Here is a 23,369-nt window from a genome sequence, read left to right as displayed (position 1 = left end):
CAGGTGGCTTTTGGCCGCCGGCCAGTCTACCACAGAAGGTGTATGCAGACGTTGAGGCCGCCTGTCGACAAAGCACCGGCAAGGTGCTTCCTGGACGCCGCTGCGACAGCTCGGAAAGGGCTCGCATGGCAAGCCCTTGCCGGGACAGGCCTGGATTCAGCGTGTGCGCAGCTGCTCCAGCAACTGGGTATTGGGGTAGCCATCGGCTGGCCAGTTCAACTGCAGTTGCAGGGCGCGAATGGCCTTGCGCGTATTGGCGCCGATGATGCCGTCGGCCGGGCCGGGATCGAATCCTGCCTTGGTCAGCAGCTCCTGCAGTTCGACGCGCTCGCTACGACCCAGTTGGCGCTCGCCGCGCGGCCACTGTCCTTTGACTTCGCTTGGACGCAGCAGGTTGTCGGCGAGCAGACCGATGGCCAGCGCGTAGGACGTGGAGTTGTTGTACTTGAGGATGCTGCGGAAGTTATCCAGTAACAGGAAGGCCGGGCCTTTATGGCCGGCAGGCAGTTGCAGGCTGGCGCGGGCGCTGGCGGCCGCACCTGTCGGTGCCAGCGGGCGGACGCCTAGCTCTGCCCATTCGGCCAGCGTGCGGCGCTGATCGGGATCGGCCAGGGCGTAGTCGAAGCCGTTCGGTAGATTCACCTCGAAGCCCCAAGGTTGACCACGCTGCCAGCCAGAGGCCTGTAGATAATGTGCGGCGGATGCCAGTGCGTCGGTCGACGAACCCCACAGGTCGCGCTTGCCGTCGCCGTCGAAGTCGACGGCATGCTGGTTGTAGGTCGTCGGCATGAACTGGGTCTGCCCCATGGCACCGGCCCAGGAGCCGATCATGCGCTCGCTGGATACATCGCCGTTCTGCAGGATTTGCAGCGCAGCCAGCAATTGAACGCGCCAGAAGCCCTGGCGGCGACCGTCATAGGCCAGGGTGGCGAGGGAGCGAATGACGCTATTGCTGCCGATGTTGTTGCCGAAGTTGCTCTCGAGGCCCCAGATGGCTACCAGGATCGGGGCTTCGACGCCGTACTGCTGCTCGATGCGTTGCAGCACCAGGCTGTGCTGCGCTAGCAGTACCCGGCCGCGGCCGATACGGCTGGAGGAGACGGCACCGTCCAGATATTCCCACACCGGGCGAGTGAACTCGGGCTGACTACTATCTGCTTTAAGCACTGCAGGGTCGGGGGTGACGCCGGCGAATACGCGATCGAACAGCGCTGCGTCGATGCCGGCGGCAATCGCTTCGCTACGCATCGTCTGGCGCCAGTCGGCAAAACTGGGCAAGGGCGTTTCGGCTGCGGTCTGGACCGCTGCAGGGGCAGTGGCAGTAGGCAGATTTTCCGCTGGGGCCTGGGCGCAGGCCGCCAGCAGCAGGAGAGGAAGCAGAGCCAGGGCGCGACGTGGAAGCTGGTGTGGCATGTCTATCTCAAGGCGTTTAAGCAGGCGGTTACCTTAGCATGCTCGACGGGGATTCTGGGCTATCAGCGAAGCGAAGAGGCCCATAAAGCAAGAAGCCTCCCAATTGTGGGAGGCTTCGCGGCGGTAGCTGCCTTTACCTTTCTGTGGTCGTTCCTGGCGGGAGCGAAACAGTGGCTGGGCGACGATGGATTTGGCCTTGTTCGGCCGTTTGCCGGCTTTCTTGCTCATGGTGTTTCCTCATGCAGACTGGCCTGCGCCAATGCAGGCGGCGGAGACTATGCGCCGCTGTACAGAAAATGTCCAGATTGCGGTCTGGATGGGGAGCTCGTAGGAGCGAGCTCTGCTCGCGAAGCCTTTCTGCTCGTAGGGTGGGCAGCAACAATTACAGGCGCAGACGCTGTCCGGCTAACTGCAGGGTCAGCAGTGCCAGCTCGCTCCAAGGATCACCGGGCGCCTGGCCCTTGATCTGTGCGTCGATCAACTGCGCCTGCTGCAGCAACTGGCCCCAGCGTTTGCTGCTGTGACGCTGCAAAGCTTTGGAAACCAGGGGGCGACGTTTATCCCAGACTGGCGGGCGGGCGCTGGAGAAGGCTTTGTCCAAGGGAATACCCTGGCTCTGCTGGTGGGCGATGCCGGCCAGTAGACGAATCTCGCGCGCCAGTGCCCAGAGAATCACCGGGGTTTCCACACCTTCACCACGTAGCCCCTCGAGGACGCGCAGGGCGTGTGCGGCATCGCCAGCGAGGGCGCAGTCGATCAGACCGAAGACGTCAAAACGCGCACTGTCGGCCACGGCGGCCTGGACGGTTTCGGCATCGACCTGGTTGCCGTCGGCGAGCAGCTTGAGCTTTTCCACTTCCTGGGCGGCGGCCAGCAGGTTGCCTTCGACCCGCGCGGCGATCATGTCCACCGCATCGGCGCTGGCGCTCAGGCCGGCCTGTGCGAGGCGCTGGCGAATCCACTGCGGCAGCTGATTGGCATCTACCGGCCAGATCTGGATGAACTGGCTCACCTGGCCGTCGATCAGCGCTTTGGCCCATTTGGATTTTTGCGTGCTGCCATCGAGCTTGGGCAGGCTCAGCAGCAGGACGGTGTCCTCGGGCGGGCGGGCCAGGTACTCGAGCAGGGCGGCGGTGCCCTTGTCGCCTGGCTTGCCGGAGGGCAGGCGCAGTTCCAGCAGGCGCTTCTCGGCGAACAGCGAGAGGCTGGCACCCGCCTGCAGCAGGTTGCCCCAGTCGAAGTTGGCTTCGGCATTGAACACCTGGCGTTCGCCGAACCCCTGCTGGCGACAGGCATTACGGATGGCGTCAGCGGTTTCCTGGCACAGCAATGGCTCGTCGCCGCTGATCGCATAGACAGGTGCGAGCGTGCCTTGCAGGTGTTTGCCGAGTTGCGCGAGGGCAAGCTTCATCGAGGTGATGTCATCAGGCGGGCAGGGCGTCGGGCCGCAACTGCGGCCCTTGCGCCTTTAGCGGGAAGGCAGTTCGATTGGCGACTGCTGCGGGGCGACCTGGCTCTCGCGAGCACGACGAGCCGCTTCCAAGGCTTCTGCTTCGGCCTTGGCGCGGGCTTCTGCGGTCTGCTGCAGTTGGTCCAATTGTTCTGGGGTGATCTGCTGCAGGTTCTGCGCAAGTTGCTGAATCATTTCACGGCGCAGCTCGCTGCGCAGCTGAGCAGCTTCCTGGTCGGAACCTGCGAGGTTGTTGTCGTCTTGTTGGTAGTAGTTCTGCACTTCCACCTTGTTACCAGTCAGCAGCAGGTTCTGTGCGCCGCGGATCTCGTATTCCAGGCCCATGGTCAGCTCGTACTCGGCGGTACGCGCACCGCTGCTGTAGCTGGCACTGCGACGATTCTCGGTCTCGCGGGCGATCACCAGTTTGTAGGGCGCACCGGAGTAGACGCGAACATCGTTGTTCTCCAGGATTTCGCGCACTTGCTGCACGGTGTCGCCGTAGGCGTCGCGCGCGCTGACGTCGAGTTCCTTCAGGGCGAACTGCACGTCGCCGGTGCCGCGCAGCTGGAAGCCGCACGCGCTGAGCAGGCCAGCCAGGCCGATGATCAGCAGATTCCGTTTCATCATTCTCATATCCCCTTGGCGGATCACGGCGCCACACATGTGTGGCGCCGAGCTTAATCAGTTGGCGACTATGTTGACCAGCTTGCCTGGCACCACGATGACCTTGCGAATGCTCAGGCCTTCGGTGAAGCGCAGTACGTTTTCGTTGGCACGAGCGGCGGCCTCGACGTCTTCACGGCTGGCGCTGGCTGCCACGATGATCTCGCCACGCAATTTGCCGTTGACCTGTACCACCAGGGTCAGGCTGTCCTGCACCAGGGCCGACTCGTCGACCTGTGGCCACTGCGCATCGATCACCGCATCGGTATGACCCAGGTGCTGCCACAGCTCATGGCTGATGTGCGGGGTAATCGGCGCGAGCAGCAGGGTGACGATTTCCAGGCCTTCCTGCAGCAGTGCGCGATCCTGTTCGGTCGCAGTGGCGGCCTTTTCCAGCACGTTCATCAGGGTCATCACCTGGGCGATGGCGGTGTTGAATTTGTGGTGCTGACCGATATCGTTGCTGGCTTGCTTGATGGCCAAGTGAATGGCGCGGCGTACAGCCTTCTGCTCGTCGGTGAGAGTGTTCACATCCAGCTTGCCCGGCAGGCCGGCGCTGACGTGACTCTGCGCCAGACGCCAGACGCGACGCAGGAAGCGGTTGGCGCCTTCGACACCTGCATCCGACCACTCGCAGCTCATGTCGGGCGGCGAGGCGAACATCATGAACAGGCGACAGGTGTCGGCGCCGTAAGCGTCGATCATGTCCTGCGGGTCGACACCGTTGTTTTTCGACTTGGACATCTTCTCGGTGCCGCCGATTTCCACCGGCAGGCCGTCGCTCTTGAGCTTGGCGCCGATGACCTTGGCCTTGGCATCACGCTCGACCTCGACGTCGGCCGGGTTGAACCAGTCCTTGCCGCCGTTTTCCAGGGTGCGATAGTAGGTTTCGGCAACCACCATGCCTTGGGTCAACAGGTTCTTGAACGGCTCGTTGGAAGTGACCAGGCCTTCGTCGCGCATCAGTTTGTGGAAGAAACGCGCGTACAGCAGGTGCAGGATGGCGTGTTCGATGCCGCCGATGTACTGATCTACCGGCAGCCAGTGGTTGGCTGCAGCCGGGTCGACCATGCCGTCGGTGTATTGCGGCGAGGCATAGCGCGCGTAGTACCAGGACGACTCGACGAAGGTGTCCATGGTGTCGGTTTCGCGCTTGGCCGGTGCGCCGCATTTCGGGCAGCTGCACTCGTAGAACTCGGGCATCTTGGCCAGCGGCGAGCCAGCACCATCCGGCACCACGTCTTCGGGCAGCACTACCGGCAGCTGGTGTTCCGGCACCGGCACGTCGCCGCAGGCGTCGCAGTGGATGATCGGGATCGGGCAGCCCCAGTAGCGCTGGCGGCTGATGCCCCAGTCGCGCAAGCGGAACTGGGTCTTGCGCGCGCCGTGCGCGCTGCCTTCCAAGTCGCCGACGATGGCGTCGAAGGCGGCGCTGAAGTCCAGGCCGTCGTACTTGCCGGAGTTGATGGTGGTCAGGCCGGCCTTGTCGCCGTACCAGTCCTGCCAGGTGCTGGCGTCGTAGTCCTTGCCTTCACCGGCGTAGACCTGCGTGATCGGCAGGTCGTACTTGTTGGCGAACTCGAAGTCGCGCTCATCATGCGCTGGCACCGCCATTACCGCACCTTCGCCATAGCCCCACAGCACGTAGTTGGCGACGAATACCGGCAGCTTGTCGCCGGTCAGCGGATGAATGACGAACTGGCCGGTGGCCAGGCCCTTTTTCTCCATGGTGGCCATGTCGGCCTCGGCCACGGAGCCGGCCTTGCACTCGGCGATGAAAGCGGAGATGGCCGGGTTGCCCTCGGCAGCGCGCTGGGCCAGCGGATGCTCGGCGGCCACGGCGACGTAGGTGGCACCCATCAGGGTGTCCGGGCGGGTCGAGTAGACCTTCAGTTGGCCGTCGATGCCGATGCTGGCGACGTCGTAGTCGAACACGATGTCGGCACCAAAACTCTTGCCGATCCAGTTGCGCTGCATGGTTTTGACCTGCTCGGGCCAGCCATCCAGCTCATCCAGGCTGCTCAGCAGCTCTTCGGCATAAGCGGTGATCTTGAAGTAGTACATCGGGATTTCGCGCTTTTCGATCAGCGCGCCCGAACGCCAGCCACGGCCGTCGATGACCTGCTCGTTGGCCAGTACGGTCTGGTCCACCGGGTCCCAGTTGACGGTACCGTTCTTGCGGTAGATCACGCCCTTCTCGAACAGGCGGGTGAACAGCCACTGCTCCCAGCGGTAGTAGTCCGGCTTGCAGGTGGTGACTTCACGCGTCCAGTCGATGGCCAGGCCCAGCGATTTGAGCTGGGACTTCATGTAGGCGATGTTCTCGTAGGTCCACTTGGCCGGCGCTACCTGGTTCTTCATCGCGGCGTTTTCCGCCGGCATGCCGAAGGCGTCCCAGCCCATCGGCTGCAGCACGTTCTTGCCCTGCATGCGCTGGTAGCGGGCGATCACGTCACCGATGGTGTAGTTGCGCACGTGCCCCATGTGTAGCTTGCCGCTGGGGTAGGGGAACATCGACAGGCAGTAGAAGGTGTCCTTGCCGGGTTGTTCGCTGACGGCGAAGGATTGTTGCGCGTCCCAGTGGGACTGCGCGGCGGCTTCTATTTCACGGGGCGAGTACTGTTCGTGCATGGCTCTGGCGCTGAAGGAATGGGGCTTGCGGGAAACGTCGTAGCATACATGAGCGCCGTCTATCGAGGGAAACCCAGATTATGCCGAGCCCGCCGTTGGTCGCGGCGCCAGGCTGCACGCAGGGCCTTCGCTAAGCTTTACTCAAGGCCGCGGTTGTCGGGGCTCGCGAGGTGGTTAGATGGTGGATGCACGGCAGGCGGAACGAGGGGGTGGCCTTTACGAGCGACTGCTGCAAAGGCTTGCCCTGGCGCTGGAAGAGGCCGATACCGCGAGTCGCCTGCATGCCGAGCCGCTGCGTGAGCTGGAGCTTGATGGGCTGAGCCCGGCGGAGCTGGAGCTGATCCGCGCCTACCTCAATCGTGACCTGCACTGGCTGCGCGGCTGGCACGCGGCGGCTGAAGAGTTGGCGCTGATACAGCGTCAGCCACTGCGCGGTGCCAAGTCCGTTGGCGGCAAGCCGATGGGCAGGGTCAAATCCGTGATGAAGCGGCGTCAGGCGCTTTGTTGCGCACTCTGCGGTGCGCCCGTCAGCTGGCATCGAGGGCAGGATGCACGAGCTTGCCAGGCCTGTGGCTCCAGTCTGTTTCGCAGCGGCAATCCGCGTTAGCGGCTAGTTGAAAACCAACCTGCTAGGCTTGGGCGCCCCGGAGGTGCCTGATGCCGATTCGCTTCATCCTTAAACAACTGTTGATGCCGCCAGGCGTTCTTCTCCTGCTGATCGCGCTGGGCTGGTGGCTGCGTCGCCGCTTTCCCCGGCTCGCGTTTGCCTGCTTTGCCGTGGGTTTCGGTGGGCTGTGGTTGATGAGCCTGCCTGCGGTGACGCAGTGGAGTGCTGCCTGGTTGGAGCGTGAGCCGGTGCTGGAGCAGGCGCAGTGGGCGACGCTGGCGCAGCGTGCCGACGCCATCGTGATTCTCGGTGCCGGGCGCGAGCAGAATGATCCGGGCTGGGGACGTACCGATCAGCCTGGGCTGATGGCATTGGAACGTCTGCGCTACGCCGCGCGCCTGGCGCGTGCCTCCGGCCTGCCACTTGCTGCCACTGGCGGCCTGCACTACGGCCAGCTGCCCAGTGAGGCAGCGTTGATGGCCGATGCCATGCGCCTCGACTACGGGCTGGAGATTCGCTGGCTGGAGGAGCAAAGCCGCACCACCTGGGAGAATGCCGTGCGCAGCGCTGAATTGTTGCAGCCCCAGGGCGTGCGGCGCGTGGTGCTGGTCACCCAGGCCTGGCATATGCAGCGTGCACGCTGGAGTTTCGAGCAGGCCGGCTTCGAGGTGATCACCGCGCCGATGGGCTATCTCAGTGCGGGTTACGAGCGCCCGCTGGGTGGCTGGCTACCGGAGTCGAGGGCTATCTGGCAGAGCAGTCAGCTGCTCAACGAGGCCATCGGGTTGTTGGCGTATCCCATTGTCTACGGTAAGCAGTAGGGCTTACTCGCCGCAGGCAGTACGCCTGCGGGTTCTACACTCCGAGGGCTGGCGGGCTGCTCGCTTCGCTCGCGAGACCGCCCTACAGCGTCTTGGCCATGCGGCTGGCCAGCAGCGCCCAGCCCAATAGCAGGGCGCAGAGAATCGCCAGTGGCCAGATGCGCCATTGCAGGTAGGGCGTGAGCCCCTGCATGGGCACCACTTCGCCGTAGAGCACGCCGCGTTCGAACTGCGGCAAGCCGAACTGGATGCGCCCTTGTGGGTCGATGATCACCGTCATGCCGTTGTTGGTGGCGCGGATCATCCAGCGCCCGGCCTCCAGCGCGCGCATCTGTGCCATCTGCAGGTGCTGTAGGGGGCCGATGGAGGTGCCGAACCAGGCGTCGTTGCTTACCGTCAGCAGGATGTCGCTGTCCGCCGCAAGTGCCGCCGCGAACTCCGGGTAGACCACTTCGTAGCAGATGAAAGGCGCGACGCGATGCCCCTTGGCCAGCAGCAGTGATTGGTCACTCGGGCCGCGGGCGAAGTCGGACATCGGCAGGTCGAAGAAGGCGATCAGGCCGCGCAGCAGGTCCTGCAGGGGCACGTATTCACCAAACGGCACCAGCTTCTGCTTGAGGTAGGTGCCCTGGCCTTCGCCAAAACTGGTGATCGCATTGTAATAGCGAATCTCCCCGCGCTCGTTGGACTGCCGCACCGGTACGCCGGTGATCAGCGCGCTGTTGCGGTCGCGGGCGAAGCGATCCATCACGCCGATATAGCCTTGCGCCATATCCTTGAGTACCGGTATCGCCGTTTCCGGCCAGACCAGTATGTCGACCTGCTTGGCGCTGAAGCTGAGGTCGCGGTACAGGGCGAGCTGCGCGTTGAGCTGGGCCGGGTCCCATTTCATGTTCTGCTCGACGTTGCCTTGCACGGCGGCGACGGTCAGGCTGTTGCCGGCGGCGCGGGTCCAGTTGTGGTCTTTCAGTGCCAGGCCTGCGAGCCACGGGCTCAACAGCAGGAGCAGGGCGCAGAGGTAGCGCGGTTTGTGCTTGCGCAGTTGCTCCAGGTTGATGATCAGCGCGGCCGACAGGGCGATGACGAAGGACGACAGCCAGACTCCGCCAATTGGCACCAGGCCGGCCAGCGGTCCTTCGAGTTGGCTGTAGCCGGCGTAGAGCCAGGGGAAGCCGGTGAGGAACCAGCTGCGAAACACTTCCTGGGCGACCCATAGTGCGGCGAATGCCAGGGCGTCGGCCAGTGGCGCTTCGTTGCGGCGTATCCAGCGCGCCCAGAGGACGGCCGTCAGGGCGAAGAGCAGGCCCAGGCCGGCGACGAAACCCAGGGTGAGAAAGCCCGCGAGTGCCGGTGATGCCGCGCCATAGTCATGGATGCTGACATACACCCAACTGGTGCCGGCGGCGAACAGACCAAAGCCGTAGCTCCAGCCGCGCAGCGCTGCCTGGCCGGGGCGTAGATGGCGCAAGCCGAAATAGAACAGGGCAATGGACAGCACGGCCAATGGCCAGAGATCGAAAGGGGCGAGCGCCAGGGTGGTGAGGGCGCCTGCGCCGCAGGCAAGCAGGTGGCCGGGCCAGCCTGGACGAGTGATCCATTGCAGCATGGTTAGATCCTTGGAATCAGGGTGGCGCAAGGGTAGAGCGGAAATGGCGCAGGGGGAAGCGGCCGCCCTCGCTGGGCAAGGGCGGCTGAGACTCAGCGGCTAACCGGCGTCAGGCGCAGTAGATGGATGCGGCGGCTGTCGGCGTTGAGTACGCGGAAGCGGAACTCGCCGATCTCGGTGACTTCGTTGCGCTTGGGCAGGTGGCCGAAGGCACTCATCACCAGGCCGCCGACGGTGTCGTATTCGTCATCGGAGAACTGGCTGTCGAAGGTTTCGTTGAAGCTGTCGATGGGCGTCAGCGCCTTGATCAGGTAGTCGCCGGAGGGCAGCGGCTTGATGTAGCCGTCTTCCTCGACATCGTGCTCGTCCTCGATGTCACCGACGATCTGCTCCAGCACATCTTCGATGGTCACCAGGCCGGCGACGCCGCCGTATTCGTCGATCACCACGGCCATGTGGTTGTGGTTGGCGCGGAACTCACGCAGCAGCACATTCAGGCGTTTGGACTCGGGCACGAAGGTGGCCGGGCGCAGCAGATCCTTGATATTGAAGTTGGGCTGGTCGCCCTGCAGGATCAGCGGCAGCAGATCCTTGGCCAGGAGGATGCCGATGACATCGTCGAGGCTCTCGCCGACCACCGGGTAACGCGAGTGCGCGGCGTCGATGATGGCGGGCAGGAATTCGCGCGGGCTCTGACTGGCCTTGATGCTGATCATCTGCGAGCGCGGCACCATGATGTCGCGTACCTGCAGGTCGGCGACCTGAATGGCGCCTTCGACGATGGCCAGCGCTTCGCTGTCGAGCAGTTTGTTCTGGTGGGCTTCGCGCAGGACTTCCAGCAGTTCCTGGCGGTTTCTCGGCTCATGAGCAAAAGCCTGGGTCAGCTTGTTGAACCAGGACTTCTGCTCGTTGCTCGATCGGTCTTCGCTCATGGCGTTTTACTCGGGGTCCTTATCAATAGGAGATTCGTCGTCCGCGTACGGGTCGGGATGACCCAGTTCGGCGAGCAATTGTCGTTCCAGTTCTTCCATCTCGAGGGCTTCGTCTTCCTCGATGTGGTCATAGCCCAGCAGGTGCAGGCAACCGTGGATCACCAGGTGTGCCCAGTGCGCCTGCGGTGTCTTGCCTTGCTCGGCGGCTTCACGCTCGACCACCGGCACGCAGATCACCAGGTCACCCAGCAGCGGAATGTCGAGGATGCCGTCGGGAATCTCGGCGGGGAAGGACAATACGTTGGTGGCGTAGTCCCTGTGCCGCCAGGTGTGGTTCAGCTCGCGGCCTTCGGCTTCGTCGACCAGACGGATGGTCAGCTCGGAGTCGGCAGTGCGCTGGCGCAGGGCCAGTTCGCACCAGCGGCGCAGTTGCGTTTCATCCGGGGGCTGGCCGTCGGTGGCCAGTTGCAGATCGAGCTCAAGCATCGTTGTTGTCGACCTTGCCGTGCAGGCGCGCGTCATGGCGCTCGTAGGCTTCGACGATGCGCTGCACCAGCGGATGGCGCACCACGTCCTTGGGCTTGAAGTGGGTGAAGCTGATGCCGGGCACGTCGCGCAGCACCTCGATGACGTGCGCCAGGCCGCTCTTGGTGCCGCGTGGCAGGTCGACCTGGGTGATGTCGCCGGTGATCACGGCGGTGGAGCCGAAACCGATACGGGTGAGGAACATCTTCATCTGCTCGACGGTGGTGTTCTGACTCTCGTCGAGAATGATGAAGCTGTTGTTAAGGGTGCGGCCACGCATGTAGGCCAGCGGCGCGATCTCGATCACCTGCTTCTCGATCAGCTTGGCCACGTATTCGAAGCCGAGCATCTCGTACAGCGCGTCGTACAGCGGGCGCAGGTAAGGGTCGATCTTCTGCGCCAGGTCGCCGGGCAGGAAGCCGAGTTTCTCACCGGCCTCGACCGCCGGGCGCACCAGCAGGATACGCCGCACCTGCTCGCGCTCCAGCGCATCCACTGCGCAGGCCACGGCCAGGTAGGTCTTGCCGGTGCCGGCCGGACCGATGCCGAAGTTGATGTCGTTGTCGAGGATCGCCTTGACGTAGCGCTGCTGGTTGGCGCCGCGTGGCTTGATCACGCCCTTCTTGGTGCGCAGGCTGACTTGCGGTAGGTTGCTGGGGTTGACCAGCTCTTCGACGCCGGACTCCTGCAGATACAGGTGCACCAGGTCGGGCGACAGCTCGGTGGCTTTGGTTTCGCGGTACAGCTTGCGCAGCAGTTGCTCGGCAGCCTGGGTTTTTTCGGTGCTGCCAAGCATCTCGAACTGGTTGCCGCGGTTGCGGATTTCCAGGCCGAGGCGCTCTTCGATCAGGCGCAGATGCTCGTCGAACTGGCCGCAGAGGTTGGCGAAACGGCGGGCCTCGAAAGGTTCGAGGGTGAAACGATGAGGTTCTAGAGAGGCGTTCAAGGTGATGGTGTGATCGTCACTTGTCTGGGTATGGAAAGGCAGCATAACGCCGGTCGCCCACAACGCAAAGTGTGGGCAATTACGGCTTCAGTTGAGGGTACTGGCATCCAGCAGAGTACCGCGCAGCGAATGGGGCAGGGCGTCGTCGATGTGCACGTCGACGAACTGGCCGATCAGGCGCGGATTATCGCAACGGAAATTGACGATGCGGTTCTGCTCGGTACGGCCCTGGAGCATGCCCGGGTCCTTCTTCGAATAGTCGCTGACCAGGATGCGCTGCACCGTGCCGACCATGCGCCGGCTGTTCTCGAAGCCGTTCTGGTTGATGCGATGCTGGAGCAGGGCCAGGCGCTGCTTCTTCACCTCGTCTGGGGTGTCGTCCACCAGGTCGGCGGCCGGGGTGCCGGGGCGCGAGCTATAGATGAAGGAGAAGGAGAAGTCGAAACCGACGTCCTCGATCAGCTTCATGGTCTGCTCGAAATCCTTTTCGGTCTCGCCGGGGAAACCGACGATGAAGTCCGAGCTGATCAGGATATCCGGCACTGCTGCACGCAGTTTGCGGATGCGCGACTTGTACTCCAGCGCGGTGTGGTTGCGCTTCATCGCCGCGAGGATACGGTCGGAGCCGGACTGCACCGGCAGGTGCAGGTATTTGACCAGCTGCGGGATCTCGGCGTGAGCGGCGATGATCGCGTCGGAGAACTCCAGCGGGTGGCTGGTGGTGTAGCGGATACGCTCGATGCCATCGAGGGCTGCCACCGCATGCAGCAGCTCGGCGAAGTCGACGATACGGCCGTCCGGTGCCGGGCCGCGGTAGCCGTTGACGTTCTGCCCGAGCAGGGTGACTTCCTTGACGCCCTTGTCGGTGAGCTGGGTGATTTCCAGCAGCACGTCGGCCAGCGGCCGGCTGACTTCCTCACCACGGGTGTAGGGCACCACGCAGAAGGTGCAGTACTTGCTGCAGCCTTCCATCACCGAGACGAAGGCGCTGGGGCCGTCGACGCGTGGCTCGGGCAGGCGGTCGAACTTCTCGATCTCGGGGAAGCTGATGTCGACTTGCGCGGTCTTGGTCAGGCGTGCAGCGTCGATCATTTCCGGCAGGCGGTGCAGGGTTTGCGGGCCGAACACCACATCGACATAGGGCGCGCGATCACGGATCGCCGCGCCTTCCTGGCTGGCTACGCAGCCGCCGACGCCGATCACCAGATCCGGGTTGGCCTGCTTCAGCTCGCGCCAGCGGCCGAGCTGGGAGAACACCTTGTCCTGTGCCTTCTCGCGGATCGAGCAGGTATTGAGCAGGATGACGTCGGCGTCTTCGGGTTTTTCCGTGACCTCCAGGGCCTGATGCTCGCCCAGCAGGTCGACCATGCGCGAGCTGTCGTACTCGTTCATCTGGCAACCGTGGGTTTCGATATAGAGCTTCTTGGTCATGGCACTGTCTGAATTGGTTAAAAAATGACCGCGCATTATAGGCGTGTGCCAGGGGCGGCGCCACCGCTCAGTTCCTGTAGCCCGGATTGCATCCGGGCTACGCATGCGGCGCTGTGATATTCTGCGCGCCCCGTTTTTCCTGACTTCGAGTCTTCATGAGCAAGCGCGATCCCATCTACAAGGTGATTTTTCTCAACCAGGGCCAGGTGTACGAGATGTACGCCAAGCAGATCTATCAGAGCGATCTGTGGGGCTTTCTGGAAGTGGAGGAGTTCGTCTTCGGCGAGCGCAGCCAACTGGTGGTCGACCCCAGCGAGGAGAAGCTCAAGGCGCAGTTCGAGGGTGTGGTGCGCAGCTTCGTACCGATGCACGCGATCATCCGCATCGACGAGGTAGAGCGTCTGGGCACGGCGAAGATCAGCGAAGCCAAGGGCGGCGGCAACGTCATGCCATTCCCCATGCCGATGCCGGATAAATAAGCTCAGAGTCGTAGGGTGCGCCGCGCGCACCAGTGTTTTTAAGGCAGCGGCGAGAAGGGCGATCGACCTTCGGCGGTCTGCAGTTCCAGCAGGTAGCTACGGAAGATCTGCCCTAGCACCTGGCTGGCGATTTCCAGTTCATCGCGACGCATCTGTGCCGACACCAGGTCGGCGCTGTCCATGGCTTCGTCCGAGCCGTTGACCGATGCCATCTTCAACACGATGTAGGCCTGCACGTTGTTGGCCGGTACGCCTTCGCCACGGAAGAACATGGTGCCCAGGCGCAACTGCGCTTCGGCGTGGCCCTGCAGCGAAGCGCGTTCGAACCAGGTCAGGGCCTGCTTGAGATCACGTGGTGTGCGTTTGCCGTCGTAGTAGTACTCACCCAGCTCATAGGCCGCCTGCATGTTGCCGGCGCGCGCCATCTCCTGGCAGCTGGCCAGGGCGTCGGGCATTTCTTCTGGAGGGGCGTTCAGGGTGCAGCTGCCGCTAGCGGGGATCAGCAGGGAATTGCCGCCTGCAAACGCAAACAGCGGGAGGAAAAGCAACAGGCAGCCCAGGGACAGGGTGCGGCCGGTGCGGTTCATCTGGATAACGGGACCTCGGCAATTCAGGGCGGGTGACGTGCCCGGTCGGCGCAAAACGTGCCGACCGTCGCATTATGGAATAAACCGGGCGGTTGTTACAAAGCCTGTTTCTTCGCACTTCCCGGCAGGCTCAGCAGTAGCCAGGCCAGCAGCGGGTACGCCGGTGTCAGCAGCACGTGGAACAGGTCAATGCGGCGCAGCGGCCCGATCACACCCTCGGTACCGACCGCCACGCCGGCCAGCAGGAACAGGCCCACGACCACAGCTGCGCTGATTGCCGGTGCGCGGCGTGGCCATTGGACTGCGCCGGCATAGAGGATCAGCACCAGCGTGGCCAGATTCAGCGCCAGGCGGTAGTCCTCCATATAACCAAGCTGGCGGAACAGTTCGAAGAGGGCGCACAGCCCGAGCAGGATGCGCCCCCAGTTCGGTCGGCTCCAGGCCCAGCCGCGGCCCAACGCCAATGCCGCGGCACCGAGCAGGGGCAGGCCGAGAAAGCTGCTGGCCTGCGAGAGCCACAGATGCGCAGGCTGCCAGCTTGGGTCGAAACCGTAGCGAATCACGCCGACGCTGGCCGCTGCGGCCGGCAGCAGAAAACCGAGCAGCGCGCAGAACAGCGCCGGCTGGTCACCTTCGCCGTAGCGCCCGCGTGCCCGGCCGATCAGCCAGACACAGGCAGCGCACGCCAGTGCCAGCAACGCATCGCTGAAGGCAGTGCTGTACTGCATCAAGCTTTTTTCAGCTCGGCGAAGGCGCGTTCTGCGGCGGCGAAGGTGATGTCCAGCTCCTTGTCGCCATGGGCGATGGAGGTGAAGCCCGCTTCGAAGGCGCTCGGCGCCAGGTACACGCCGCCATCCAGCATCAGATGGAAGAAGCGGTTGAAGCGGGCGCTGTCGCTGGCCATCACGTCAGCGAAGGTGACGATATCGTCGGCACCGCTGAAGTACAGGCCGAACATGGCGCCGGCCTGGGTGGTGACGAAGGGGATGCCGGCAGCATCGGCGCGTTCCTGCAGGCCGGCGAGCATGCGCGAGGTGTAGTCGGTCAGCTCGCTGTGGAAGCCCGGACGGCTGATCAGCTTGAGGGTGGTCAGGCCAGCGGCCATGGCCAGCGGGTTACCTGAGAGGGTGCCGGCCTGGTAGACCGGGCCGAGCGGGGCGATGCATTCCATGATCGCGCGCTTGCCGCCGAAGCAGCCCACCGGCATGCCGCCGCCGATGATCTTGCCGAAGGTGGTCAGGTCCGGGTTCACACCGTAGTGCGCTTGCGCGCCCCCGAGGGCGACGCGGAAGCCGGTCATCACTTCGTCGAATATCAGCACCACGCCATGCTTGTCGCACTGCTCGCGCAGGCCTTCGAGAAAACCTGGCGCCGGCGGCACGCAGTTCATGTTGCCGGCCACTGGCTCGACGATGATGCACGCCACTTCTTTGCCGACCTGCGCCAGGCACTCGGCCACGGCATCGATGTCGTTGAACGGCAGGGTCAGGGTGTGCTTGGCGAAGGCCGCCGGCACGCCCGCGGAGTTCGGCACGCCCTGGGTCAGGGCGCCGGAGCCGGCTTTGACCAGCAGGCTGTCGGAGTGGCCGTGGTAGCAACCCTCGAACTTGATGATGCTGTCGCGGCCGGTGTAGCCACGGGCCAGGCGGATGGCACTCATGGTCGCCTCGGTGCCGGAGCTGACCATGCGCACCATCTCCATCGACGGCACCAGGCCGCACACCAGCTCGGCCATTTCGGTTTCCAGGGCGGTCGGCGCGCCGTAGGACAGGCCGTGTTCCAGCTGGCGACGCACCGAGTCGAGCACGTCCGGGTGGCTGTGGCCGAGGATCATCGGGCCCCAGGAACCGACATAGTCGACGTAGCGCTTGTCGTCTTCGTCCACGACGTAAGCGCCTTCGGCATGCTTGAAGAACAGCGGGGTGCCGCCGACGCTGCGGAAGGCGCGCACCGGCGAGTTGACGCCGCCGGGGATGTGTTTCTGGGCGTTGGCGAAGAGGATTTCGGAGCGGGACATGGCAGGTCTCTCTGGAAGCGAATCAGTCGAACAGCGCAGCAAAGGCGTGGGCGCGGTCTTCCACCTCAAGGGCGGAGTCGGCAGCGAACAGCGCGTGAATCACGGCGACCATGCTGGCGCCACGGGCGATCAGGCCGGGTGCGGTTTCCAGGGTCACGCCGCCGATGGCGACGATGGGCTGGGCAAAGCGCGCGCGGGTCTGATCCAGCAGCTCCACGGTGGCAGCCGGGGCGCCGGGTTTGGTGTTGGAATTGAAGAAGCGGCCAAAGGCGATATAGCTGGCGCCCTCGGCGACGGCGCGCTCGGCCAGCTCCAGCTGGGCATGGCAGGTACCGCCAATTACGGCATCCGTACCGAGACGGGCACGGGCGTTGGCCAGCGAGCCATCGGTCTGACCCAGGTGCAGGCCGACGCCCAGGCGCGCAGCCAGTTCCAGGTCGTCGTTGATGATCAACGTAGCGCCGTGGCTTTGGCAGAGTTCGGCCAGTGCCTGCGCTTCATCGAAGCGGCGTATGGCATCGCCTGATTTGTCGCGGTACTGCAGCAAGCGCGCGCCGCCAGCCAGCGCCGCTTCGGCGTAGGGCAGCAGCTTGCCACCCGCCAGCAGAGGGGTATCGGTGATGGCGTAGAGGCCGCGCAGACTCATTGGCCGTAATCCAGTGGCAGACGGCGTGGCACGTACTGGCCGTGACCGGGTTGCTCGGCGTCACGCAGGGTGCACCAGGTGTAATCGAGGGCGCTCTTCACCGCGCTGACCAGTTCCTGGCCGAGGGCCAGGCGCCCGGCCAGGGTGCTGGCCAGGGTGCAGCCGGAGCCGTGGTAGCTGCCGGGCAGGCGTGCGCAGGTAAAGGTGTGGCGACTTCCATCGCGGCTGTACAGGCGGTTGTGCACTTCGGCCTCATCGCCGTGGCCGCCGGTGATCAGCAGATGCTCGATGAAGGGCAGCAGTTTCTCGGCGCATTCGTCGGCGCTGCCTTCCGGCAGTTCGGCGAGGATGCGCGCTTCCGGCAGGTTCGGCGTGGCGATGGTGGACACGGCGAACAGGCGTTCACGCATGGCATAGCCCACGTCATCCTTGCCCAGCGAACCACCGCCGCCGGCGCGCAGCACCGGATCGCAGACCAGCGGTACACCGGGCAACTGGCTCATCACTTCGAGCACGTTCTCGACCATCTCTACCGAGCCGAGCATGCCCAGCTTGACGGCGGCGACCGGCATGTCGGCGATCACTGCACGGGCCTGGGCCAGTACCCAGTCGCGGTCGAGCACACGGAAGTCAGAGACGTTGACGGTATCCTGCACGGTCAGGGCGGTCACCGTCGGGGCGGCGTGGCAGCCTTGAGCCAGCAGGGCTTCGATATCAGCCTGCAGGCCGGCACCACCACTGGGGTCGTGACCGGACATACAGAGCACTACGGGGCGGGAGTTTGGCGTTTTCATGGTGCGCGAGCTTATCACTAACAGGCCTGAAATCGCTGCACGCCATGCCAGTTGCTAGCCTTTCTGATTCTCGTCTGTATTGGCATTAGCTGGTCTGGAAGTGGCATCATGCGCGCCCCTGCCGCCTTGCCCGAATGCCTCCAATGACGCTGCGTACCTGCCTGATCATGATGACCGCCCTGGCGGTGATCACCGATAACCTGATCATTCCTTTTTACCCGCAGTATTTCGCCGAGCGTTTCGATAACCCGCCGGAGCAGCATGTCGGCCTTTATCTGGCGGTGGTCAGCCTGGTAGTCATGTCGGTGTTCCCGCTCTGGGCGCGCCTGGCCAAGCGCGTGCACCCGGTGCGCATTCTGATCAGCGCGCAATTGATGGCCGGCAGCCTGACCGCAGCCTGCTATTTCATCGACTCGCTGCCGCTGTTCTGGGTGGTGTCGCTGCTGATGGTGGTGTTCAAGGGCAGCTACCTGCTGATGTATCCCTACGTGATGAGCCTGCAGCAGCAGGACAACCACACCCAGACCATCGGCACGTTGTCGGTGGTGGTGCACTTCGGCGCCATTCTCGGTGCCGCGCTGGGCGGCCTGATCCTGCAGATCATGAACATTGGCGACGTGTTCTTGGTAATGGCTGCTGGCGACTTCATCCAGATGGCCATCTGCATGCACCTGGTGCGTGGCTACCTGCCGGCACCAGGCGAGCAGCCGGCAAGCGACGAGGCGCCGGTGAAGAACGAGTCGCGCAGCCTGCCGGCGATCTACCGCCTGTGCCTGGTGATGCTGCTGTTCTATTTCGTGGGTTACGTGACCCGGCCGTTCTTTGCCGTCTATTGGCAGCAGGTGGCGCACTGGAACAGCGAGATGGCGGCCGGCTTCGTCTATGCGCTGCCCGGCGCCGTGGCCGTGTTGGCGCTGTGGTGGGGGCGCCGCGCGACCCAGCAGGGCAGCACCCGTGATGGCATTCTTGCCGGTCTGCTGCTGGGCGCGGCAGCCACTTTCATTCAGGGTTTCGGCGATCAGTGGCTGATTCTGCTCGGTCGGGTGCTGTTCGGTTGGGCGCTGTATCAGGTCACCGTGCGCCTGGATGCCTTGCTGTTCGAACTCAGCTCGCCAGAGCACTACGCGGTGGACTTCAGCAAGATCAACATCTTCCAGTGCCTGGGCAATATGGGTTCGGCCTATGGCGCAGGTTTGCTGGTCAGCCACTACGGGCAGGCCATGCCGTTCTGGGTCGGTGCCGTCGGCTTGCTGCTGACTGCGGCGCTGTTCCCGTTGCTGGTGCGAAAACCCAAGACTGTGTGAGTCTTGAGTGGCGAATGATAATTTGATGCAGATGCGTATCAATGATTAAATTCGCCCTTCGCACTGCTTCCATCATCCGGGTTCGCCGCGATGCACGATCTTCATCACCTGTTCGACGTGATTTCCAGCAGCCTGCCCGGGCTGCAGGGGCGTATCGGTGCGGCCGACGCTGACCTGCTGGTGTGCGGCCGCGAGGGTAACGACCTGCGTATCGCCGAGCTCTATCAGTACTGGCAGCAGGCTCATCCCGAAGCTGGCCCACATTACTGGACGGTGCGCAGTTGGACCTACCTGGTCTGGCAACCCATCTACCTGATCTTGCTCGGCGTGCATCTCGCGCGGCGTATGCCCTGTCTGTCGTCGCTTGGACAGGATGTTCAAAGTGGTGTGGTGCTGGGCTTCTGTCTTTCCGATCACTGCCCGCAACGGGCTGCAGAGGACGAGCTGATCAACCTTGCTGGCAGCCAACTGGCCGACCTGCTGCGCCGCCAGCATGCTGAGTTCTGTCAGGTGCAGAGCATCCACGGCAAGCTGGCTCAGCGGCTGGCAGCCGACTATGTGCTGGCAGCGTTGCTGCTGGTGCAGCGTCAACTGAACCTGGATAACCAGCAACTGCGAGGGTTGTCGGCGCGCTGGCTGGAGGCATTGGGGCTACGCGGTGGTAGTGACCTGCTGGAAGTGCGCCTGGAGGATGGACGTGACTGCCTGACCCTGGAGCGCAAGGCCTGTTGCCAGCATTTTCGGCGTTGCGACGGCGAGCTGTGCAGCACCTGCCCGAAATTGCGTCGTGACGAGCGCCTGGTGCGTCTGCGTGAGGAGCTGGCTCAGGCATGCTGAATCTGCGTGATATCGAAGTGCGTCGTGGCGAGCGGGTGACGCTGGCAGTGGACGAACTGCATCTGGAAGGTGATCGCTTCACCGTGATCCTCGGCCACAACGGCTCGGGCAAGTCGACCCTGATGAACCTGCTGGCGCGGCAGTTACAGCCGACCCGAGGCTCGCTGCAGCTCGATGAGCGCGACCTGGCCGGTTTTTCCTCCCGTGATTTTGCCCAGCGCGTGGCCTTCCTGCCGCAGCACCTGCCCGACGTCGCCGGCCTGACCGTGCGTGAGCTGGTGCGCCTGGGGCGCTTCCCCTGGCGTGGATTGCTCGGCCGCTGGCGTGCCGAGGACCATGCGGCGGTCGATCAGGCGCTGGCCCAGACTGATGTCGCCCATTACGCCGATCATCTGGCCGACAGCCTCTCCGGTGGCGAGCGCCAGCGTGCCTGGATCGCCATGCTGCTGGCCCAGCAATCGCCCCTGCTGCTGCTCGATGAGCCCACCTCGGCGCTGGACCTGGCGCACCAGTACGAGCTGATGGGCCTGCTGCGCCAGCTCAATCGCGACAGCGGACGCGGCATCGTCGCCATCCTCCACGACATCAACCTCACCGCACGGTACGCCGACCGTGTGATCGCCCTCAAGCAGGGGCGGATCTTCTTCGACGGCAGCCCGGGCGAGCTGCTCAGCGGGCCGTTGCTCAGCCAGCTCTACGACATCGATATCGAACTGATCGAACAACCCGGCAGCGCCCGCAAGATTGCCGTGGTGGCCTGAGCATGGCGGCAGTCTCGGCGCCGGTACGCCACCTTCTGACGCTGCTCGCGCTGCTGCCCCTGGCCCTCCTGCACCTGTGGCTGGCCGCCGATCTCGCTCCATTCGAACTGTGGGCGATGCTTGCTTCTGCCGAGCACAGCTTCGAGTTTCTGCAGCTGCAACTGTCGGCTCTACCCAGGCTCAGCATGGCGCTGCTGACGGGCGCTGCGCTGGGCTTGTCCGGCAGCCTGCTGCAGCAGATCACGCAAAATCGTCTGGTGTCGCCCATGACCATCGGCGCTTCGTCCGGGGCCTGGCTCGGGCTAGTGCTGGCCACCTTGCTGGTGCCGACCTTCGTGGCCGATCACGGGCAGTGGGCGGCACTGCTCGGTGCGCTGCTGGCAGTCGGCCTGGTGCTGCTGATTGCCGGGCGCAGCGGTATTGGCGGGCTGCCGCTGGTGCTGGGTGGCATGGCCATCAATCTGTTGCTCGGCGCCCTGGCTGCCGGGCTGGTCCTGATCAACAACCAGTACACCCAGGGGCTGTTCGTCTGGGGTGCGGGTGATCTGGCGCAGATCGACTGGCACTGGGTGCAGTGGCTGTGGCCCAAGTTGTTGCTGGCGCTGCCGTTGCTGATCCTGGCGCCGCGGCCGTTGAGCCTGTTGCAGCTTGGCGGTGATGCTGCCCAGGGCCGTGGCCTGGCGTTGTGGCCGGTGATGCTGGTGCTGTTTCTGGCGGCGCTGTGGCTATGTTCGGTGTCGATCACAGCGGTCGGCCTGATCGGTTTCATCGGCCTGCTCACACCGAACATGGCGAAAATGCTCGGCGCCCGCACCGCGCGAGACGAGCTTCTCTACAGTGCGCTGCTTGGCGCCTTGCTCTTGCTCAGCACCGACGCCCTGGCGCTGTTGGCCAATCGTCTCAGTGGCCAGCTGGTGCCCAGTGGCGCTGCTGCCGCGTTGATCGGGGCGCCAGTGTTGTTATGGCTGGCGCGCCGCCACCTGGCTACGGAAGATCCGCGTGGCCTGCAACTGCCGAGCGGCGCCGAGCACTTCGGTTGGCGCAGTGCGCTGTGGGTAGTGGTCTTCGCATTGTTGGCGCTTACCGTGGCGCTCGGCCTGGCGCGTGGTATCGATGGCTGGCGTTTGGAGTGGCCGTCGGCGTTGGTCTGGTCTCTACGCTGGCCGCGGGTGCTCACGGCTGCTTCGGCCGGCGCTGGCCTGGCGATTTCCGGCCTGCTGCTACAGCGCCTGCTGCGTAACCCGCTGGCCAGCCCGGATATCCTCGGGCTCTCTGCTGGGGCCACGCTGGCGGTGATGCTCGCGCTGATCATCTTCGGTGGTGCGGCACTCGGTGCGGTCGCGCCGCTGGCGGCCTTCGTCGGCAGCCTGGTGGTGCTGGCGGTATTGATGCTGCTGGGGCGGCGTCATCGCTACTCACCAGCGCTGATGGCGCTGCTGGGGATTTCCCTGGGCGCGCTGCTCAACGCGGCGCTGCAGTTCGTGCTGGCCAAGGGCAGTGGTGACTCGTTCGCGTTGCTCGGTTGGCTGGCTGGCTCTACCTACCGCGCCACACCGGCGCAAGCCTTGATGCTGACGCTGGGCGTGCTGCTGTTCGGCGCGCTGGCGCTGCTGTTTCAGCGCGCCCTGACGCTGATCGGCATCGGCGACGGGGTGGCCGCCAGCCGTGGCCTGAACGTGCCGCGCTTGCGTCTGGCGTTGCTGGTGCTGGTGGCGCTGCTGTGTGCGTTGGTCACCAGCCTGCTCGGGCCAGTAGCGTTTCTTGGGCTTTTGGCCCCGCATATCGCGGTGATGCTCGGCGCGCGCCGGGTACTGCCGCAACTGCTGCTGGCGGCCTCGCTGGGCGCGGTGATGATGCTGCTGGCGGACTGGGTTGGCCGCACCCTGATCTTCCCGTTGCAGATTCCGGTGGGCATTGTCGCCTCGGTGCTGTGTGGCGGTTACTTCGTCTACCTGCTGATTCGTGGGAGGTTGGCGTGAAGCGTTGGTTGCTCGGGTTGCTGCTGCTGTGGCTGACGCCTGCCTGGGCGGGTGATGCGCCACGGGTCGCAGCACTGAGTTGGGAGGCCACCGAGCATCTGCTGATGCTCGACGTGGCGCCACTGACCGTAGCCGATGCCGGTGACTACCGCGCCTGGGTGGTCAGGCCGACGCTGCCTGAGGGCGTGCCTTCGAGCGGTTCGCGCCTGGAGCCCAACCTCGAGTTGCTGGCCGAGTTACAGCCTGAGCTGATCGTCATTCCACCGGTGCTGGAAGACATTCGCCCGTTGCTCGAACGTATCGCGCCGGTTCAGGTGTACCAGGGCTTCAGTCAGCAGCACGACAATCTGCAGGTGCAGCGCGAGGCGTTTCTCGACCTGGCGCGCTCCTTGGGGCGCGAGGCGTTGGCCGAGCAGCGGCTGCAGGCGATGGACGCCGAGTTGGCGCAATGGCGTGAGCGGCTGCAGGCTCATTACGCAGAGCACTTGCCGGCCGTCACGGTGATTCGCTTCTCGTCGCCGACCGCCGCCTTCATCAACGGCCCCAACTCCATGCCGCAACATGCGCTGGCGCTGCTCGGCCTGCAGCCGGCACTGGACCTGCCGCCGAGCCCCTGGGGCATCACTCAGGTGCCGATCACTACCCTGGGGCGTATCGAGCAGGGCGTGGTGCTGCATATCGAACCCTTCCCCCAAGAGGCGCAGTTGTTCGCCTCACCGCTGTGGCAGGCAATGCCGTTCGTGCGCGAGCAGCGCTTCGCCGCGATGCCCTCGACCTGGACCTACGGCGGGGTTTTTTCCCTGCAGTACCTGGCTGAGGCGATAGGTGAGGCGCTGCTTAAACTGCCGTCTGAATCTGGAAAAGCGCCCCAACAGCCCTTAGAGTAGAGCGATTAGAATATAAGTCTGCCGTGCGTGGCGGCGCCATCTGATGGGCT

Annotated in this window: 22 protein-coding genes and 1 pseudogene; 8 read left to right on the top strand and 15 right to left on the bottom strand. The window is 64.3% G+C overall.

Annotated elements, in window-relative coordinates:
• Positions 1–156: 156 nt before the first annotated feature.
• The 5 genes and pseudogenes from AAEQ75_RS04615 to leuS form a co-directional block, all read right to left on the bottom strand.
• Positions 157–1,413 carry a lytic murein transglycosylase gene (locus AAEQ75_RS04615; RefSeq protein WP_343351005.1) on the bottom strand — a complete coding sequence of 419 codons (1,257 nt, stop codon included), beginning with the start codon at positions 1,411–1,413 and terminating at the stop codon, positions 157–159.
• 81 nt (positions 1,414–1,494) lie between these two features.
• Positions 1,495–1,641 (bottom strand): annotated as a pseudogene (arfA, locus tag AAEQ75_RS04610) (alternative ribosome rescue factor ArfA); the annotation flags it as partial.
• Between the two features lie 154 nt (positions 1,642–1,795).
• The gene (gene holA / locus AAEQ75_RS04605) at positions 1,796–2,824 is read right to left on the bottom strand and encodes a DNA polymerase III subunit delta (RefSeq protein ID WP_343351004.1); all 1,029 of its coding nucleotides are present in this window, start codon (positions 2,822–2,824) and stop codon (positions 1,796–1,798) included.
• A gap of 57 nt (positions 2,825–2,881) precedes the next feature.
• Positions 2,882–3,493, bottom strand: coding sequence for an LPS assembly lipoprotein LptE (lptE, locus tag AAEQ75_RS04600; protein ID WP_026088442.1), 612 nt, complete (start codon positions 3,491–3,493; stop codon positions 2,882–2,884).
• Positions 3,494–3,547: 54 nt separating this feature from the next.
• Complete coding sequence (gene leuS, locus AAEQ75_RS04595; RefSeq protein ID WP_343351003.1) at positions 3,548–6,160, bottom strand: leucine--tRNA ligase; 2,613 nt, start codon at positions 6,158–6,160, stop codon at positions 3,548–3,550.
• 178 nt (positions 6,161–6,338) lie between these two features.
• Between leuS and AAEQ75_RS04590 the strand changes: the two genes are divergently transcribed.
• Both AAEQ75_RS04590 and AAEQ75_RS04585 read left to right on the top strand, forming a co-directional pair.
• A complete protein-coding gene (locus AAEQ75_RS04590) occupies positions 6,339–6,767 on the top strand; it encodes a hypothetical protein (RefSeq protein WP_143504737.1) in 429 nt (142 codons plus the stop codon).
• A 50-nt stretch (positions 6,768–6,817) separates the two neighbouring features.
• Positions 6,818–7,588 (top strand): YdcF family protein, encoded by a 771-nt coding sequence (locus AAEQ75_RS04585; RefSeq protein ID WP_143504736.1) that lies wholly within the window; start codon positions 6,818–6,820, stop codon positions 7,586–7,588.
• Positions 7,589–7,670: 82 nt separating this feature from the next.
• Here the strand turns inward: AAEQ75_RS04585 and lnt are convergent, their stop codons facing one another.
• The 5 genes from lnt to miaB form a co-directional block, all read right to left on the bottom strand.
• Positions 7,671–9,194 carry an apolipoprotein N-acyltransferase gene (gene lnt, locus AAEQ75_RS04580; protein WP_343351002.1) on the bottom strand — a complete coding sequence of 508 codons (1,524 nt, stop codon included), beginning with the start codon at positions 9,192–9,194 and terminating at the stop codon, positions 7,671–7,673.
• Between the two features lie 92 nt (positions 9,195–9,286).
• Positions 9,287–10,126, bottom strand: coding sequence for an HlyC/CorC family transporter (locus AAEQ75_RS04575; RefSeq protein WP_074679164.1), 840 nt, complete (start codon positions 10,124–10,126; stop codon positions 9,287–9,289).
• Positions 10,127–10,132: 6 nt separating this feature from the next.
• On the bottom strand, positions 10,133–10,612 hold the full coding sequence (gene ybeY, locus AAEQ75_RS04570) for an rRNA maturation RNase YbeY (protein WP_343351001.1): 480 nt from the start codon (positions 10,610–10,612) through the stop codon (positions 10,133–10,135).
• On the bottom strand, positions 10,605–11,597 hold the full coding sequence (locus tag AAEQ75_RS04565) for a PhoH family protein (protein WP_343351000.1): 993 nt from the start codon (positions 11,595–11,597) through the stop codon (positions 10,605–10,607). The genes ybeY and AAEQ75_RS04565 overlap by 8 nt, the downstream gene beginning before the upstream one ends.
• An 87-nt stretch (positions 11,598–11,684) precedes the next feature.
• Positions 11,685–13,028 (bottom strand): tRNA (N6-isopentenyl adenosine(37)-C2)-methylthiotransferase MiaB, encoded by a 1,344-nt coding sequence (gene miaB / locus AAEQ75_RS04560; protein WP_074679168.1) that lies wholly within the window; start codon positions 13,026–13,028, stop codon positions 11,685–11,687.
• A gap of 155 nt (positions 13,029–13,183) precedes the next feature.
• Here miaB and AAEQ75_RS04555 point away from each other — a divergent pair, with 155 nt between their 5' ends.
• Positions 13,184–13,507: a DUF1820 family protein gene (locus tag AAEQ75_RS04555; protein ID WP_013717157.1), complete on the top strand. Its 324-nt coding sequence runs from the start codon at positions 13,184–13,186 to the stop codon at positions 13,505–13,507.
• 38 nt (positions 13,508–13,545) lie between these two features.
• Here the strand turns inward: AAEQ75_RS04555 and AAEQ75_RS04550 are convergent, their stop codons facing one another.
• From AAEQ75_RS04550 to AAEQ75_RS04530, 5 genes are all read right to left on the bottom strand, one after another.
• Positions 13,546–14,094 (bottom strand): tetratricopeptide repeat protein, encoded by a 549-nt coding sequence (locus tag AAEQ75_RS04550; protein WP_343350999.1) that lies wholly within the window; start codon positions 14,092–14,094, stop codon positions 13,546–13,548.
• 95 nt (positions 14,095–14,189) lie between these two features.
• On the bottom strand, positions 14,190–14,822 hold the full coding sequence (locus AAEQ75_RS04545) for a DUF6962 family protein (protein WP_343350998.1): 633 nt from the start codon (positions 14,820–14,822) through the stop codon (positions 14,190–14,192).
• On the bottom strand, positions 14,822–16,111 hold the full coding sequence (hemL, locus tag AAEQ75_RS04540; protein ID WP_296229638.1) for a glutamate-1-semialdehyde 2,1-aminomutase: 1,290 nt from the start codon (positions 16,109–16,111) through the stop codon (positions 14,822–14,824). Before hemL ends, AAEQ75_RS04545 begins: the two co-directional genes overlap by 1 nt.
• A gap of 22 nt (positions 16,112–16,133) precedes the next feature.
• Positions 16,134–16,757 carry a thiamine phosphate synthase gene (gene thiE / locus AAEQ75_RS04535; RefSeq protein ID WP_343350997.1) on the bottom strand — a complete coding sequence of 208 codons (624 nt, stop codon included), beginning with the start codon at positions 16,755–16,757 and terminating at the stop codon, positions 16,134–16,136.
• Positions 16,754–17,551 (bottom strand): hydroxymethylpyrimidine/phosphomethylpyrimidine kinase, encoded by a 798-nt coding sequence (locus AAEQ75_RS04530; protein WP_316915442.1) that lies wholly within the window; start codon positions 17,549–17,551, stop codon positions 16,754–16,756. The genes thiE and AAEQ75_RS04530 overlap by 4 nt, the downstream gene beginning before the upstream one ends.
• Before the next feature lie 143 nt (positions 17,552–17,694).
• Between AAEQ75_RS04530 and AAEQ75_RS04525 the strand changes: the two genes are divergently transcribed.
• The 5 genes from AAEQ75_RS04525 to AAEQ75_RS04505 all read left to right on the top strand — a co-directional run bounded on the left by AAEQ75_RS04525 (position 17,695) and on the right by AAEQ75_RS04505 (position 23,319).
• Complete coding sequence (locus tag AAEQ75_RS04525) at positions 17,695–18,855, top strand: MFS transporter (RefSeq protein ID WP_343350996.1); 1,161 nt, start codon at positions 17,695–17,697, stop codon at positions 18,853–18,855.
• Between the two features lie 90 nt (positions 18,856–18,945).
• Positions 18,946–19,692: a siderophore ferric iron reductase gene (locus tag AAEQ75_RS04520; protein ID WP_343350995.1), complete on the top strand. Its 747-nt coding sequence runs from the start codon at positions 18,946–18,948 to the stop codon at positions 19,690–19,692.
• Positions 19,686–20,453 (top strand): ABC transporter ATP-binding protein, encoded by a 768-nt coding sequence (locus AAEQ75_RS04515; protein ID WP_343350994.1) that lies wholly within the window; start codon positions 19,686–19,688, stop codon positions 20,451–20,453. The genes AAEQ75_RS04520 and AAEQ75_RS04515 overlap by 7 nt, the downstream gene beginning before the upstream one ends.
• A 2-nt stretch (positions 20,454–20,455) precedes the next feature.
• Entirely contained in the window at positions 20,456–22,432 is a 1,977-nt protein-coding gene (gene fhuB, locus AAEQ75_RS04510) for a Fe(3+)-hydroxamate ABC transporter permease FhuB (protein WP_343350993.1), read from the top strand.
• The gene (locus AAEQ75_RS04505; protein WP_343350992.1) at positions 22,429–23,319 is read left to right on the top strand and encodes an ABC transporter substrate-binding protein; all 891 of its coding nucleotides are present in this window, start codon (positions 22,429–22,431) and stop codon (positions 23,317–23,319) included. The genes fhuB and AAEQ75_RS04505 overlap by 4 nt, the downstream gene beginning before the upstream one ends.
• The last annotated feature ends 50 nt before the right edge of the window (positions 23,320–23,369 follow it).

Origin of the sequence: Pseudomonas sediminis (assembly GCF_039555755.1) — a bacterium.
Classification (GTDB): Bacteria; Pseudomonadota; Gammaproteobacteria; order Pseudomonadales; family Pseudomonadaceae; genus Aquipseudomonas; species Aquipseudomonas mendocina_D.
Note: the sequence above shows the minus strand (reverse complement) of the source record. Positions and strands in the feature narration are given on the sequence as shown.